This window comes from Pseudomonas sp. PvP009, assembly GCF_017832995.1.
In the GTDB taxonomy this organism is placed as follows: domain Bacteria; phylum Pseudomonadota; class Gammaproteobacteria; order Pseudomonadales; family Pseudomonadaceae; genus Aquipseudomonas; species Aquipseudomonas syringae.
Genome location: NZ_JAFIBG010000001.1, coordinates 540,366 through 554,836, shown reverse-complemented (window position 1 = coordinate 554,836; position 14,471 = coordinate 540,366). Strand labels below are relative to the sequence as shown.

Here is a 14,471-nt window from a genome sequence, read left to right as displayed (position 1 = left end):
GTAGGTGAGCAAAGTTAATCGCCATTTTGGCCGAAGTTAAGCATTTCGGCCTAAATTAATGGCCCGCTGCCATGAAGACAAACCCCGGTTGGCCGAAAGGTCTGCCGGGGTTTTCTTTTGGCTGCTGCCAGCATTGCCAATTGATAGACTGCCGTGATTTGGCATCTGTGCCGTACCAGCTGTACTCAAAAGGAATTCACATGTCCGCGCTCACTGCCCTGCTCAACACTTATCGCACTGCCTCAGTCAGCGAGCGCGAGAAGGGCACCTACTTTGAAGAGCTAATTTGTACCTACCTGCGCAACGAGGCGACCTACCGTGACTTGTATGAACAGGTGTGGACGTATTCCGACTGGGCGAAGGAGCACGGGTTAGATGGTCGCGACACTGGTATCGACCTCGTAGCCAAAACCAAGGGCACGGGCGAATTTCACGCCATCCAATGCAAGTTTTACGCAGACAATTACCGTGTTCAAAGAAGTGACGTCAATAGCTTCCTAGCTGCATCGGGCCAAAAACCGTTCGAGCATCGCGTTATCGTCACTACCACCAACAACTGGAACGAACACGCCGCCGACGCCTTGCAAAACCAGCAGCCGCCGGTGAGCAAAATTGATCGGCAAGATCTGGAAAACAGCCAGATCGACTGGGCACGCTATCAGCCGAATCAGGCAGTAGTCTTCAAGGCCAAGAAGGAGCTGCGCGATCACCAAAAACGTGCTCTGTTATCCGTTGCCAACGGCCTGCAAAACGCCGAACGAGGCAAGTTAATCATGGCTTGCGGTACGGGTAAAACCTTCACCAGCTTAAGGATTGCAGAACAGTTAGCTGGCGCGGGCAAGCGCGTGCTGTTTTTGGTGCCTAGCCTGTCGCTGCTGTCTCAAACCCTGACTGAGTGGACGCAGGAGAGCGAAACACCGTTGCACAGCTTTGCTGTTTGCTCCGACAGCGACGTGGGTAAGAAGCGCAAGAAAGACGATGATGCTGTGCAAACCTTTACCCACGAACTGCGTTACCCGGCCACCACCGAGCCAGCTAAGTTGGCGGCAGAAATGCTCAAGCGTCACGACGACCAACACATGAGCGTCGTATTCAGCACCTACCACTCCATTGGTGTGATAAATGATGCCCAGCACCTGTATGGTTTTGCCGACTTTGACTTGATCATCTGCGACGAAGCCCACCGCACCACTGGGGCTACCTTTGGTGACGATGACGAAAGCGCCTTCGTTAAAGTCCACAGTGCCGATTTTATCCGCAGCTCCAAGCGCCTCTATATGACCGCCACGCCGCGCATTTATGGCGAGATGGCCAAGGCCAGCGCGGAAAAAGATAATGTTGCCCTGTGCTCCATGGATGACGCAGTCCTGTACGGCAAAGAGCTGTTCGTCATCACCTTCAGCGAAGCGGTAAAGGCCGAGCTGTTGGTCGATTACAAAGTGCTGGTGCTGGCCATGGATGAAAAGCACATCAGCAGCCGCCTACAAAAACTGCTGGCTGACGATGACAACCAGATCAAGCTGGAAGATGCCGCCAAGATCATCGGTTGCTGGAAGGCCCTGAGCAAACAAGACACCCGTGAAGACCTTGTAGACGATGGCGATCCCATGCGCCGTGCCGTGGCTTTCTGTCAGGTGATCGAGTACCAACGTTTCGCCAAGACCCACAAAGTCAGCTCTAAAAACATCGCCAGCATGTTCGATCAAGTGGTCGAAGCCTATAAAACTAGCAACCCCGAAAACACCAACACCGCAGCCACTCTCATCTGCGAAGCCTCCCACGTGGACGGCGGTATGACCGCCAGCCAGAAAGAGGCCGAACTCGACTGGCTTAAGGCCGAGGTGCCCGACAACACCTGTCGCATCCTCAGCAACGTGCGCTGCCTGTCTGAAGGTGTGGACGTGCCCGCCTTGGACGCCGTGCTGTTCCTCACTCCGCGAAATTCACAGGTAGACGTGGTGCAATCGGTTGGTCGCGTTATGCGCAAGGCCGAAGGCAAGAAGCGTGGCTATGTGATTTTGCCGGTCGTCATCCCTGCCGGCATGGCACCCGATGAAGCGCTGAACGACAACAAAACCTACAAGGTCGTCTGGCAAGTGCTGCAAGCCCTGCGCTCACACGATGACCGCTTCGACGCCATGATCAACAAACTCGACCTGATCGGCAGCGACCCGGCCAAGATGGAAATCATCGCCGTTACCGAGAAGCTCAACAAGAAAACCGACCGCAGCAACACCGGCAAAGACAATGGGAAGGACACTTATGGCATCGGCGAAAAGAGCGGCAAATATGATCACGGCCCTGCGCCTGAACAGTTCGGCCTAGAGTTTGAGATTGGTGAAATTGAGCGCGCTATCTATGCCAAGGTGGTGCAGAAGTGCGGCAACCGAAGCCACTGGGAAGACTGGGCCAAGGACATCGCCCAAATTGCCCGCACCCACATCACGCGCATCACCAGCATCATTGAGGATAAAGCCAACACCCGTGAGCGCGAAGCCTTTTTTAGCTTTGCCGGCGAGCTGCGTGACGACTTGAACGACAGTATCAGCAACGGCGAAGTAATAGAGATGTTGGCCCAGCACCTAATTACCAAACCAGTGTTTGACGCGCTGTTTGAGGGGTACAGCTTCGCCAGCAATAACCCCATGTCGTGCGCGATGCAAAACGTCCTGGACGTGCTTCAAGAGCACCACCTGGACAAAGAAGCCGACACCCTCCAGCGCTTTTACGACAGCGTAAAAATGCGTGCCGACGGCATCGACAATGCCGAAGGAAAACAGAAAATCATTGTCGAGCTATACGACAAGTTTTTCCGTAACGCCTTCCCGCGCATGACCGAGCGCCTAGGCATTGTCTACACCCCGGTGGAAGTGGTGGATTTCATCATTCACAGCGTAAACGACATACTACAAAGCGAGTTCGGCCAAACCCTGGGCAGCGATGGCGTGCATATCATCGACCCCTTCACCGGCACTGGCACTTTCATCACCCGCCTGCTGCAAAGCGGCCTGATTAGCAAAGAACAGCTACAGAGCAAATACCAAGGCCAAATCCATGCCAACGAAATCGTATTGCTGGCCTATTACATTGCAGCCATCAATATCGAAGCCGTCTATCACAGCATTGTCGGTGGCGCGTACCAGTCCTTCGAGGGCATCTGCTTAACCGACACCTTCCAGCTCTATGAAAAAGACGACCTAGTCAGTGAGCTGCTGGTGGATAACAGTGCCCGCCGTAGCCGCCAGAAAGCGCTGGATATTCGAGTGATCATTGGTAACCCGCCATATTCAGTTGGGCAGGCCAGCGAGAACGACAATAATTCTAATGTTGTCTATCCACTGCTCGACAGCCGTATTCGAGACACCTATGCAGCCCAGTCAAAAGCTACGCTTTCCAAGGGGCTATATGACAGTTACATCCGTGCCATTCGTTGGGCCTCTGACCGCATTGGCGACAGTGGTGTTATCGGCTTTGTAACCAACGCCGGTTTTACCGACTCAAACTCGGCAGACGGCTTGCGCAAGTGTTTGGCGGATGAGTTCTCCAGTATTTATGTGTTCCATTTACGCGGAAATCAACGGACATCTGGCGAGCTTTCTCGAAGAGAGGGGGGCAAGATATTCGGCAGCGGCAGCCGCGCCCCGATTGCCATTACGCTGCTGGTCAAGAACCCAGCCGCCAGGCAACACGGACAAATTCACTGGCACGATATTGGAGACTACTTAAGCCAGAGCGAGAAACTAGAAAAGATCAGCGCTTTTGCCAGTATTGCCGGTATTACCGCAGCAAACGCTTGGCAGCCCGTCGTCCCCGACGACCATGGCGATTGGGTGAACCAGCGCGACAACAGTTTTGGTGAATTTATTGTTCTGGGCGATAAGAAAGGAGATGCAAAGAAGGTTTTTGAAAACTTCTCGCAAGGGGTGCTCACAGCACGGGACGCTTGGTGCTTCAACGCTAGCAAGTCTAGGGCAGCGTCCAACATGAACGGGATGATTGAATTTTATAATGCGGAGGTAACACGCTTTAACGTCGCGTATGCTGGCCTAGACAGGAAAGCCCGCGACTCTAAGGTGGAAGGTTTCATCAATACCGATCCAACGCAAATCAGTTGGTCGCACAACATCAAGCAGGAACTGGCTAAAGACCGTCGTTTAAACTTTGAGGCTACCTGTTTGGTTCCTAGCCTCTACCGGCCCTTCACCAAGCAGTGGCTCTATTACAACCGCACTCTCAACGAAAGGGTCTACCAAATGCCGCGTATCTTCCCCGGAGATGGGGCGGATAATCGGATAATTATGGTTAAAGCAAGATGGTCAAATGGCCAGATTGCCCTCATTACTGATCGCGCTCCTGGGTTCACGCCTGATGGCGGAGAACAATGCTTCCCGCTTTACCTTTACGACAGTCCTGAAGATCAAGCCAAGGCCAGTAAGGCAGTTCCGAGCCTGTTTGACACCTCGGCACAGCCAAGTACCAGCCGCCGCGACGCCATCACCGATGAAGGTCTGGCGCACTTTAGCGCCGCTTACCCAGGCGAGGTCATCAGCAAGGAAGACCTGTTCTATTACGTCTACGGCCTGCTGCATTCGCCGGAATACCGCGACAAGTATGCCGATAACCTCAGCAAAGAGTTGCCGCATATACCGGCGGTAAAAGCCGCTACTGACTTCTGGGCGTACTCCAAGGCAGGCCGTGACCTGGCTGATATGCACTTGGGTTATGAAACCGTGCCCATGTACCCCGCCAACCTACAAAGCAGCGCCAGCAGCGACAGTGACTACCGCGTAACCAAGATGAAGTACGGCAAAAAGGGCAAGGACAAAGACCTCAGCACCGTGCACTACAACGCCAAGATCACCGTCACCGGCATCCCGCTGCAAGCCTACGACTACATTGTCAACGGTAAGCCCGCGCTGGATTGGGTCGTAGAACGCCAATGCGTCAGCACCCACAAAGACAGTGGCATCACCAACGACGCCAACGACTGGGCCACAGAAACCATGGGCAACCCACGCTATCCGCTAGAGCTGTTCCTGCGTGTGGTCACGGTCAGCCTTGAAACCATGAAAATCGTTAAGTCCCTCCCTCCCCTCGATATCTGATCGAGAGCGTGTCACCGGCTCGTTTGTTGAAACGACCGGTGACATTTTCTAGTTGCATATCGTCCATCAACTCAGGTAAAACTGTTAGCGCTGGGTGTTACCGCCCAGGTGCTCTTTAAACATGGTTATAAATCGGGCTTGCAGTTGGTGGTCGGGAAACTGACCAGCTTTGGTGTTCTCCAGAGCTACCTTCGCCCCACACCTGTCGTCATCCCGATGTGCTCAGCGCTGAGGGTTTCGTGGCAAACGTCACGAGGCTGTCAGCGACGTTCCATCGGTTAATCGACAGAAGTACGGCGGACGGCTTATCAAGGAGTTGATAAGCAGAACTGTGGTTTGTAGCGGCATCTTCAAAGTTCCATTCGGCCCGGAATACCTGGCGGCGGAGTAATCCACCGTAAGGAACTGTAACCATGAAAAAGGTAAAGAATGCTGTCGGTATTCGTACCGATCAGCACATGCACAACACTGAAGATGCCCGCGTCATCGTAAAAGCAGTGCCCCATAAACCGGAGAGGAAATGGATTTGTAAGTCGAAGATTGCAGCCAAATGGCTCGCAAATTTTCTGCTAACTCGTTCCGCAGTCTGGATATGGAATAACGCTGGGAGTATTTGGGATTGGCTTCACAGTAATGTAGGGCCTCTCCTATGACGCAACAAACCACATCATTCGAATTCTAGTGAGGCCGATCCAGTGATCGGCCTCACGTCATTTCAGGGACAGGAAATGGATGCTTCGCTTTATCCCTTCAAACCGATCTACAGCCTGAAGGCACTGTCGTTGACCCTTGGTGAACCCGCCGAACTTCTCGAAAGTTTGGCCAAGCGCAGCTCCAATTTGTATCGTCATGTGCCGCAAACCAAGAAAGACGGCACTCCCCGTGATACGTATGATGCCTACGAACCGTTGAAAGCCATTCAGCGCAAGATCGTTGATCGACTGCTGGCTCGCGTTCGCTTTCCAGGCTATCTCCATGGCGGGATTAAGGATTCGGTTAAACGCCGCAGTATTTACTCCAATGCGCACATCCACGGTCGTGCCCAGTGCGTGGTGCTTCAGGATATTAAGGACTTTTTTCCATCTATCAAGACGCAGCATGTTCAGCAACTGTTCGTGGGCTTGTTCGGGTTTTCCGAGCCCGTGGCGAGCATCTTGGCGCTGCTGACAACCCGCCATGGCGTCGTACCGCAAGGTGCCAGCAGTAGTGGTTATATAGCCAACTTGGTGTTCTGGGATATCGAACCGGCATTAGTGGCAAAGTTAGATGCGCAGGGGTTCAACTATTCTAGGTTCGCGGATGACATCACCATCACATCCATTAAGCTCCTCGATCCATCAGCACTAACAAGCATCGTCTCGGCTGTCACCAACATGCTGGCTCAGAAAGGCTGCCACCAGAAGCGCTCAAAGCTGCATATTCGCAAGCGCGGACAAACAGTTCTCTCCAAAAATGGATTCGAGCCTTTGACCGTTACCGGGCTGACGATCTTTAACGCAGTCCCAGGTATACCCAAGGCCGAGCGTAAGGCGATTCGAGCGGTGGTAAAACAGTTAGAGGATCACGCGATGCAGGGTACGACGTGGACAGAGCTTGAGCCTTTGGTTCGCCGTGCAATGGGCCGTGTGGGGCGCTTGATTGCCTGTTCGCATCCCGATGGTGAACGCCTGAAACAACGACTGCATGCCCTCAAAGCCCGAAGCCAGGTTCCATTATTGGATCGCTACACGGCGGCAATGCAAGACGCGGCGATTACAGGTCAGTTACCTGGAAAATGCGAATCTAATTAGAGTTTGACCGTTAGTACCTTGATGCCCACTCCTCAGCAGAACCGTCCCACGGCGGTCAACCAAGAATACTGGTGACGAGACGAGCACGGGTAGGTAAAGGCGTTGACCTGACGGTTAGTCTCCACAGAATCGATTTTTTGGCTCACGATGGCGGTAAATGCTGCCATCGGCCTTTTTGCCACTGCTACTGTGGCAGCCACCGCATAGAGGAGCTCAGCATGGGCTGGTTTAGAAAAACTCGGGAAATGACCTACTGGGAGCGTCGTAAGCAAGCGGTCATCGATACAATCAACCAACTCAAAACGTTACACTTCACGCCGGAGGGCGCCATGTCTATTGATCCGGAGGAGCTTCGCGAACAGGTCATGGCTTCTCGTGAGCACCTAAAGCAATTTGTGGTCAAGTAGTAGGCCAAGACAGTCGGCGGCCTCCATTAAGCTCTTGATTGCACAGAAACGTTTCCCAAGCAAAAGCATTAGGGTTAGGTGCTTTGCTATCTCCGGTCGAAATTCCGTGCGGAGGTAGGCTCGTCGGCCTGTAGATAGAATCAAATTTTAATTGCATCAGGTACGTCATAAATATTACTGGTGACCTCACTCATCAAGCGGTGATCCAACAGCACTTGTAGAATCGTAGGTGCCGTTGCACTGCAGACGATAATCTTGTCATTCGTTTGGTCAAAGTTCATCCCCCAGTTCCTTAGTGCATTAACTTGTTTTAGACTGGTCATAAACCCAGGGTTTGAATAAAGGGATTTTTGCTCAATCGTAGCCATGCGTCGCAATTGCGTGGAATTGGTTCCGATATACTCAACAAGGGGAGCAATATCAGCGAATAGGTTGGAAAAATCGACATTGGCTTGCAACGTCGTGAAAGCTTGCGTGTAAGCCTCTTTGTATTGCATCAGTGATTCGAATGCGCGTTTAGCAGTGATCAACAATGTGTCTGCTGAACAGTAGAAGTCAAAGTTTTTTTCTATAGTAAAGCCGTTATCCTCGGCAGCCGAGAGCTCGCCGTTCCTGAAAACCATATTGATGAATTTTTTGGGGTACGAAGTTTTCCATGAGGCCGTGGAGCGTTTCACTGCATAGAGGGTTTGGCCGTTATGAGTAAATTTTACCACGTAGCCTTGGGCGCCCTTCAACTCGGCAACGGACTTTACGGCACACTCAGGCTCTGGACGGTCTACCTGGACTTTTAATAGCGAAAAATTTGTGGCGAGTGCCGGGGTGGACAAGCAACTGTTTTCATTCGTTTGAGCAAGGTAGGAGTATTGTGCAAATTCGGTGGTTCGATTAACCTCGTGTATAAGCACATTTTTAAGCTGGGTATTGACAGCCTCATCAGTTTGAACATAGGCGGTGTTGAATTTTCGATCTGTGGTGCTTTTTTTGAAAATCCACAAATGCACCGTGGAATCGATATAGTTAAAATTTCTAAAGCTATCAAAGTGCACTTGCATGGCTATTCCTTGCAGATATAAAAATCTTGGACGGTTTGTGCTTTGTAGTTTCCAGGAGGGAAAGATACCCTCTTCAGGATTTTTACCACTCGCGAAACACCATTGATTTGGATATTGGCCTCATAAAGATTCCAACCGAAAATCAACAAAAGCGGATTCATGATGATTTGTCCAGACTTGTAGGTGATGGCAAACATCCACAGGAGAAACACCAAGAAACCTAGAAGCTTTTCCGGTTCGGAGTAGCTTATTCCCATGAATGACACTACATAGGGAAATGTATAGTTGATAATTTCGTTAGGTACTGCTTTAACGGATAAGACTTCAATGCGATGCGGGAAAGCGATCCGCTTGAAGAGTTGGCTCGCTAAAAATGCCGAACTTACAGTTAAAGCGACCATTAAAATAGCGAGCAACGGATTTTTAAATGGGTTGGTGGCGCATGTAAACGCCAGTAATTTAGGCAGTTCGCAAATAGGGCGAGACCACCACTCGAATGGAATATTTTGGATCGCGAGAATGATTGCCAGCGGCGTATAAGACCCAATGAAAATCAGGAACGCAGCGCTAAGCCTAAACTGCATAGAGCCCCCTCGTAACAAGGGCGCCTGGAGCCGTAGCTGTATTTTTTCGAGCGCTTCCGTGCACCATCCGTATGTCCCTTTCAGTCAATGGCTAAAAGCTATCACAGTGCACTTCAATGTGCGTGGTTTTTGTGACCAAAGGCAAGTAATCATCCGTCCCGGTGATTGAGACTTTTAGAAGAGATGCTGGTTGCTGGCCATCCCCTGATCACCTTTTTGAATAACTGGCCAAGAATTCCGGCACCATCCCCCCACTAGGCTCCCCCGCAGACTTACTGCAGAACAGGAGGCGTGAAGATGTACCGGCCCTGCGTAACTCGCTGGAATGTCTTGAGACTGGCCCTACTGTAGCCATCAGGATTTCCCTTCCGAAGAGTCGCGATCAACGAAAGGCAGTGGCGCATCAAGCTTGTCTTCGGACACGTTGAATTTATGGGCGTTGTACTGCCACCGCATGAAGCGCTCCAAGAGTCGCGCGTTCTCACGCTCCAGCCGATTGTTCTCGGCTTCAAGCCGCCGAATCCGCTGCTCGGCGATACTCAAACTCGCCGGGCGTTTCGTGGAAACGAACCCTGACTTCAGCCTGGCCTTATGGTGAGTGAACGCGCTCTTGATCTTCTCGTGCGAATTCAGGGTTTGCCGAGTAGGCCGCGTCCCTATCAACGGTTCAATAGCGTCGCAGAGCGCCTCCCAGGCAAACTTACCCTCCCAGCCGTCAATCAGGCTGACAATCAGATCTAGGTCTTTTGGACTCAAATGCTTTGCCATGGCTTACATCCCCATCAACGCACGGAGCTCGTCCATATCCGGCTCTTCTTTTTTGGGAGCAGGTAGGCTTGGCGCAGTTGACCGGGCGGCAATAGCACGCTTCAGCGGGCTGAACTCCTGGTCATTGCTCAACCGGATGATGGTGCCGTCAGGAGTGTCCTTCGTCTCCAAAATCTCGATCAGTTGATCAGCCCGTTCCAGGGTTTTGATCTGATGCTGACTCCAGCGGTCGGCACCGAAGATACCGTCTTCGTTCGCCGCCTGAGCCTTGCCAAGCTGAAGGCGGATACTGTCACGATGGCTTTTTAGTCTTTCGAGATTGTTGGCATCCCCCTTGACGCAGACTTGCTCAGTGCAGTTCAGGCAGTCACGGTGCTTCTGACACGGCAGCATTGAATAGTCATGCACACAGAAGCCGAAAATTGTGATGTGGGCAATCCCCTCCCCCATGGCGTCGAGGTCAGCCAACGTTACTGGTGTATTCTCCCTAATCTTTGTCAAAGCGACACCAATCCCCGCTTCCCTGGCCATCTCGACGTGCTCATCGGCTGTCATATGGTTATAGGTAGCGTTCTGGTGGATGTTGGCTCGCCCTGACCATTTGGCGATGTCCAACTGGCCTAGGCTGCCGCGCTGAGCCAGCGTATTTAGGTAGTGGCGAACTTGGTGAGACCCCATAGAAATAGGGGTTCCATCAGGGTTTTTGTAGCTATTCCTCTCCCAAATGCTGCGCTCCTGACCATCGATGTAGTTGATGTCCGTTGTGAACGTACTCTTCCCCGGAGACCAGACAATAATCGGTCGTGCCGGATAGTCCATTCTCAGTTCGTTTTGCCTGAAACAGCAGAGCGCCTCGGAATACTTGATGTGCCGCTCTTTGTTGAGCCACGGCCACCCCTTCGGCAGCTTGCTGTGCATGAAGCCGTTCAGAAACCGCAATGTGACGTACCCGTTCTCTGCATAAAAGGCCGGAAATGGTTTGTAGGATTTCATTCCCGCTTTCAGCCTAACGGTAGCTGCGGACGCTACGTCACTCGGATCTAACCCTAGAGCAAGGCATGCTTGGGTGTCAGTTAGAGGGTGATCTTCACCAACGTTAGGGCAGCTTTCATGGCGATAGAACTTGTCCGGATTGCTTTCAAGCCACTTCGCGAGCATGCGCCCAGGCTCCGACATTTCTGTGAGACGGCGAACCGCTTCCTCAGCGGTTTGCATCAGAACAGTAGGAAGCCATTTAATATCAGATTCATACCCCTTCCCAGCGTAAAACCTGAGCCCGAGACGCTCTACGCCTTTGCTGTCGGTCTCCCGGTGCAAGCAGTTAAGGGGAAGGTCTTGTACTTCGCTAATGCGGGATGGAGCGCACATGCAGAGCGCAAAAATTGACGTAGTGAAGCGATCTCGCGCTCCCTGAAGGTCGTTGCTGAACATCTCCGCCATTGCTTCAAGCGTTCGCTCTGGAGGCATTTTGTCCTCGCGCCGTTGCTTGCCGACGGAATCAGTACGATGAATCTCCTTAGGTTTTTTAACCGGGTTCTTCCAGGAAATCGGTGCAGGGATGATTCGGCTTTGATTCAGGAACTCAACGAGTTTCGCCAAGCTGATGCCCGCTTGATATGAACTTGCGCCGTAAGTAAACGCTACCTTGGCGGCTTCATCCAAGACACTGATATCTGTCTGCGTGATGTCAGCACAGCCTTTGATTTCAAGCAAAGCAGCTTCAACGCAGCGAATGGCCTTGAACTCACTCTTCAGCTTGCTAGGGTTATGGCCTTGCTGATAACGAACGTATGCTTTGGCGAATGAAATGATGCCTGCGTCCAGAAGCTGCGCTTCGCTATAGCCGCGAGACGGAGCACCCTTTTTTGTGAAGTTGCCTACACCTGGCCACGCATGGCTGTTCCAATCTAAATCGGCACCAAACACTGCAAGCCTGTCCCGACACATGACGATGAACTCATCAAGGTTCTGCAGGCTGGCAGCTTGGGCCTTCGGAATAAACTGAAAGATGTTAGACATTGGCTAGGTCGCTCTTCATGGCATTGCAACGAGTTACTACGTCACTAACTGCGAGGATGAGCCGGTCATTGACGGATGCGATCTTCAGGTCGCCTGTGTCTTCATAGACGCCGTCACGCTCAAGAATTAGCTGATCTAAGACAGCCTCATGAGGTCCATCCAGCCAAGGCTGAAAATGCGAACAGGTATAACAGGCGAGCGGGGCCAGAGCGCCACAAAACCCATAGCTGCCGCAGCTACCTACGTTGCCGCCTGCACTGCAAATTCTGCTTGAACGATCCCCACCACGGCGAGCCTTGGTTTCATCAACAACAAGGACGCCTTGGAACGCTTGCGCAAGTGGAGCCAATTGCAGCGCCACAGCTTTATCAATGCGTTCAACGATCTCGGGAATGTTCCTCACATAGACTCCGGCATTTTGGATATCGGAGTGATCAAGCGCTTGCGCGATGATGTATTCACCTCTGCCTTCCCTCGCCAGGTTGGTTCCGAGAGTGTAGCGAAAGCGGTAGGGATTGATGTTGGTGTAAGCGCCAGTTCTGTGACTGATAACGGCGATCACTTCTTTAACACTCGACATTGAGTAACCGATCTCACTCACGCGGGCATGCAAAAAATCTCCTGCCAGTTGCACCCCAAGATCTTTATTCATATCGTAGTGTTTGATTGCCGGAAACAGTGGCAGTTCGGGCACAAGATTCTGCTGGACAGACCCACCGCAAAGATTAGAGATAACTGATTTCACATGGGCGAGCTGTTCCTGAAGAAGCATCCACAAGTCCTCAACAACTTCAAACTTAGAGAACGACTGACGCCACCCAACGTGCTTTTGCTTACCACGCGGAAAATTAATGAAGTAACGCTGCTCAACATGGATAAGGTCTTTAATCTTCAATGCTGCAATTTGAGCTGGGCGCCTGCCAGTCATAGCTAAAATCATCGCAAAGCAAGTTTGTCGCAGATCAATCCTCCCCTCTGCATAACAATCCAGTACGCCTGAAACAATAGCCTCCATCTCAATATCTGTGAGCGGACCATTTTCTGGACACATCGACTGTACTGCGTAGCCTTTTTCATTCCCTTTTATCCTCCAGCCCTCCATCATTTTTAGAGTATCGGCGGAGGCTCCAGGATATCCAAGACTGACCCATGTGCGAATGAACGCACGCATAGAGCTCAGCTCCCACTCAGCATCAGCTATCTGCGAGCGATAGGAAATCATCGATTCTGGGCTGAATAGCGGGAGAGCATGAGTTGCTTCAAAATAAGATCTGAACCGGCGGTACAGTGCCATCGTGTACTGCGCTGAACAGGTCTCTCCATAGATGGACAGAACCTGCTTAAATGTGCGCTTGAAATCATCATCCAGCCATGTGGGAAGAGTGTTGAGGAAGAATCCGATATCTTTACTCAACCTCCAATGACTCGCATATACATCCACCTCATGGCCATCTTTGGAGACAAACGAAGTGCGCTCATAGCGAGCTAGGACTGCATTATTATTCATTATCATCAGATGATTTTCCCAGGTGTTTTTTTTGCAATCCCATCACAGCCTTCCCAGCCTCTTGCTTGATATGGCGCTTGTTATAAATTGACGCAGTACCAGAAGTCTCACTCCACCCCATCAAGTAAGAGCGAAGCTTTTGTTCTCGCTCTGGGGTTATGCCGTCTTCATCGCATTTCCTCGAAAATATGTAGTTCCAATGGTGCCGAAGGGCATGGGTATGCAGGCCAGAAAATTCATCGGCTAGAGTCGACAGAGTTGCAATAAATTTTCCGAAGCCAGAGTTAGAAAGTGGCCAGCCCACAGTTCTTCCTGAACGATGAATCACAAAAAGATATCCATGCTTACGAGCACCTGAAATCTTGTTGCGGAATTTGGCGATGTACTCATGGATTCGCTGCATGAGCTCAGGGCTCAGAGGAAATGTGCGCTCCCGCGTCTTAGCGACCGGCTGATAAGTTCTCGGATCGCCAACAGAGTCTGCACGCCGCACAATCTTGACCGTGTTTTTCGCAAAATCGAAGTCTTCGGTTCTGAGGTTCAGCAGTTCTCCACGCCGCATTCCGGTGAGACGAAGAATTGTGAACATCAATGCGTTGCGAAATTGAAGACCTACCTCGGCAACCGGGTTGGATTCACTCCCTGGCTTGAGAATTTCTTCAACCGCATCCAAAACGAAGTCATCCAGATGGGAGTCAGATCTATCCTCTTCAGTTTTATCGCTAATTTTCGGTCGATTTGCTTTGATCTGAGCCACCATCGCATTAATTTCATGCGCACTGGTGCCTGTTACTGGGTGCAATCTTCCCGCAAGAAATCCGACGTACTCAGCGATAGCGGTAATTCGGTTGTACTGATTGTCCTTGGCGACCCTTCTTTGACGGCCTTTGAGGGCCACGATCTGCTTGTCCTTTGCACACATATCTTCCAGAGGCTTTTGCATGAAGTCCCGCAAAGATTGGATTTCATGACGACAAAGCAGCTTGCTTTGCTTAAAGCGCGACTCTAGATCAAGGTCGTAGTAACTCTGCCAGGCGCACATCGCCTTGAGCGCAGATAGTGCGTTATTAATAGTGTTAATGGAAAGCGAGCGCCCACGCATCTCAGCAGTTACGTACAGCGCAGGGTAATAGAGCGGCATGCCGGCGTTATCGACTAGGATTGAAAACCTCTCTCCTGATTCCCCCTGAAACCGTCTGATTGCTAACTGCATACAAACCTCGAATTCCTTACGTA

Annotated in this window: 10 protein-coding genes; 4 read left to right on the top strand and 6 right to left on the bottom strand. The window is 51.5% G+C overall.

From position 1 onward, the window contains the following. Positions 1 to 200 precede the first annotated feature (200 nt). From JOE29_RS02455 to JOE29_RS02440, 4 genes are all read left to right on the top strand, one after another. Positions 201 to 5,105, top strand: coding sequence for a type ISP restriction/modification enzyme (locus JOE29_RS02455; RefSeq protein WP_210078763.1), 4,905 nt, complete (start codon positions 201 to 203; stop codon positions 5,103 to 5,105). A gap of 413 nt (positions 5,106 to 5,518) precedes the next feature. Next, positions 5,519 to 5,758, top strand: coding sequence for a hypothetical protein (locus tag JOE29_RS02450; RefSeq protein WP_016982043.1), 240 nt, complete (start codon positions 5,519 to 5,521; stop codon positions 5,756 to 5,758). A 75-nt stretch (positions 5,759 to 5,833) separates the two neighbouring features. Next, the gene (locus tag JOE29_RS02445) at positions 5,834 to 6,895 is read left to right on the top strand and encodes a reverse transcriptase family protein (protein WP_210078762.1); all 1,062 of its coding nucleotides are present in this window, start codon (positions 5,834 to 5,836) and stop codon (positions 6,893 to 6,895) included. Between the two features lie 218 nt (positions 6,896 to 7,113). Then, positions 7,114 to 7,302 (top strand): hypothetical protein, encoded by a 189-nt coding sequence (locus JOE29_RS02440; protein ID WP_210078761.1) that lies wholly within the window; start codon positions 7,114 to 7,116, stop codon positions 7,300 to 7,302. A gap of 140 nt (positions 7,303 to 7,442) precedes the next feature. Here the strand turns inward: JOE29_RS02440 and JOE29_RS02435 are convergent, their stop codons facing one another. The 6 genes from JOE29_RS02435 to JOE29_RS02410 all read right to left on the bottom strand — a co-directional run bounded on the left by JOE29_RS02435 (position 7,443) and on the right by JOE29_RS02410 (position 14,448). Beyond that, complete coding sequence (locus tag JOE29_RS02435; protein ID WP_210078760.1) at positions 7,443 to 8,357, bottom strand: DUF4868 domain-containing protein; 915 nt, start codon at positions 8,355 to 8,357, stop codon at positions 7,443 to 7,445. A 2-nt stretch (positions 8,358 to 8,359) separates the two neighbouring features. Beyond that, entirely contained in the window at positions 8,360 to 8,941 is a 582-nt protein-coding gene (locus JOE29_RS02430) for a hypothetical protein (protein WP_016982040.1), read from the bottom strand. A gap of 354 nt (positions 8,942 to 9,295) precedes the next feature. After that, positions 9,296 to 9,709, bottom strand: a complete 414-nt coding sequence (locus JOE29_RS02425) for a hypothetical protein (RefSeq protein ID WP_016982039.1) — start codon at positions 9,707 to 9,709, stop codon at positions 9,296 to 9,298. 3 nt (positions 9,710 to 9,712) lie between these two features. Further along, complete coding sequence (locus tag JOE29_RS02420; RefSeq protein WP_016982038.1) at positions 9,713 to 11,728, bottom strand: integrase; 2,016 nt, start codon at positions 11,726 to 11,728, stop codon at positions 9,713 to 9,715. Then, positions 11,721 to 13,241 carry a site-specific integrase gene (locus tag JOE29_RS02415; RefSeq protein ID WP_210078759.1) on the bottom strand — a complete coding sequence of 507 codons (1,521 nt, stop codon included), beginning with the start codon at positions 13,239 to 13,241 and terminating at the stop codon, positions 11,721 to 11,723. The genes JOE29_RS02420 and JOE29_RS02415 overlap by 8 nt, the downstream gene beginning before the upstream one ends. Continuing rightward, complete coding sequence (locus JOE29_RS02410; RefSeq protein WP_016982036.1) at positions 13,228 to 14,448, bottom strand: site-specific integrase; 1,221 nt, start codon at positions 14,446 to 14,448, stop codon at positions 13,228 to 13,230. Before JOE29_RS02410 ends, JOE29_RS02415 begins: the two co-directional genes overlap by 14 nt. Between the last annotated feature and the right edge of the window lie 23 nt (positions 14,449 to 14,471).

What these genes read in the sequence shown, in the direction of transcription:
- JOE29_RS02440 (WP_210078761.1), top strand. Translation starts at nt 7,114, where the DNA reads ATGGGCTGGTTTAGAAAAACTCGGGAAATGACCTACTGGGAGCGTCGT.
- JOE29_RS02420 (WP_016982038.1), bottom strand. Translation starts at nt 11,728, where the DNA reads ATGTCTAACATCTTTCAGTTTATTCCGAAGGCCCAAGCTGCCAGCCTG.
- JOE29_RS02430 (WP_016982040.1), bottom strand. Translation starts at nt 8,941, where the DNA reads ATGCAGTTTAGGCTTAGCGCTGCGTTCCTGATTTTCATTGGGTCTTAT.
- JOE29_RS02445 (WP_210078762.1), top strand. Translation starts at nt 5,834, where the DNA reads ATGGATGCTTCGCTTTATCCCTTCAAACCGATCTACAGCCTGAAGGCA.
- JOE29_RS02425 (WP_016982039.1), bottom strand. Translation starts at nt 9,709, where the DNA reads ATGGCAAAGCATTTGAGTCCAAAAGACCTAGATCTGATTGTCAGCCTG.
- JOE29_RS02455 (WP_210078763.1), top strand. Translation starts at nt 201, where the DNA reads ATGTCCGCGCTCACTGCCCTGCTCAACACTTATCGCACTGCCTCAGTC.
- JOE29_RS02450 (WP_016982043.1), top strand. Translation starts at nt 5,519, where the DNA reads ATGAAAAAGGTAAAGAATGCTGTCGGTATTCGTACCGATCAGCACATG.
- JOE29_RS02435 (WP_210078760.1), bottom strand. Translation starts at nt 8,357, where the DNA reads ATGCAAGTGCACTTTGATAGCTTTAGAAATTTTAACTATATCGATTCC.
- JOE29_RS02415 (WP_210078759.1), bottom strand. Translation starts at nt 13,241, where the DNA reads ATGATAATGAATAATAATGCAGTCCTAGCTCGCTATGAGCGCACTTCG.
- JOE29_RS02410 (WP_016982036.1), bottom strand. Translation starts at nt 14,448, where the DNA reads ATGCAGTTAGCAATCAGACGGTTTCAGGGGGAATCAGGAGAGAGGTTT.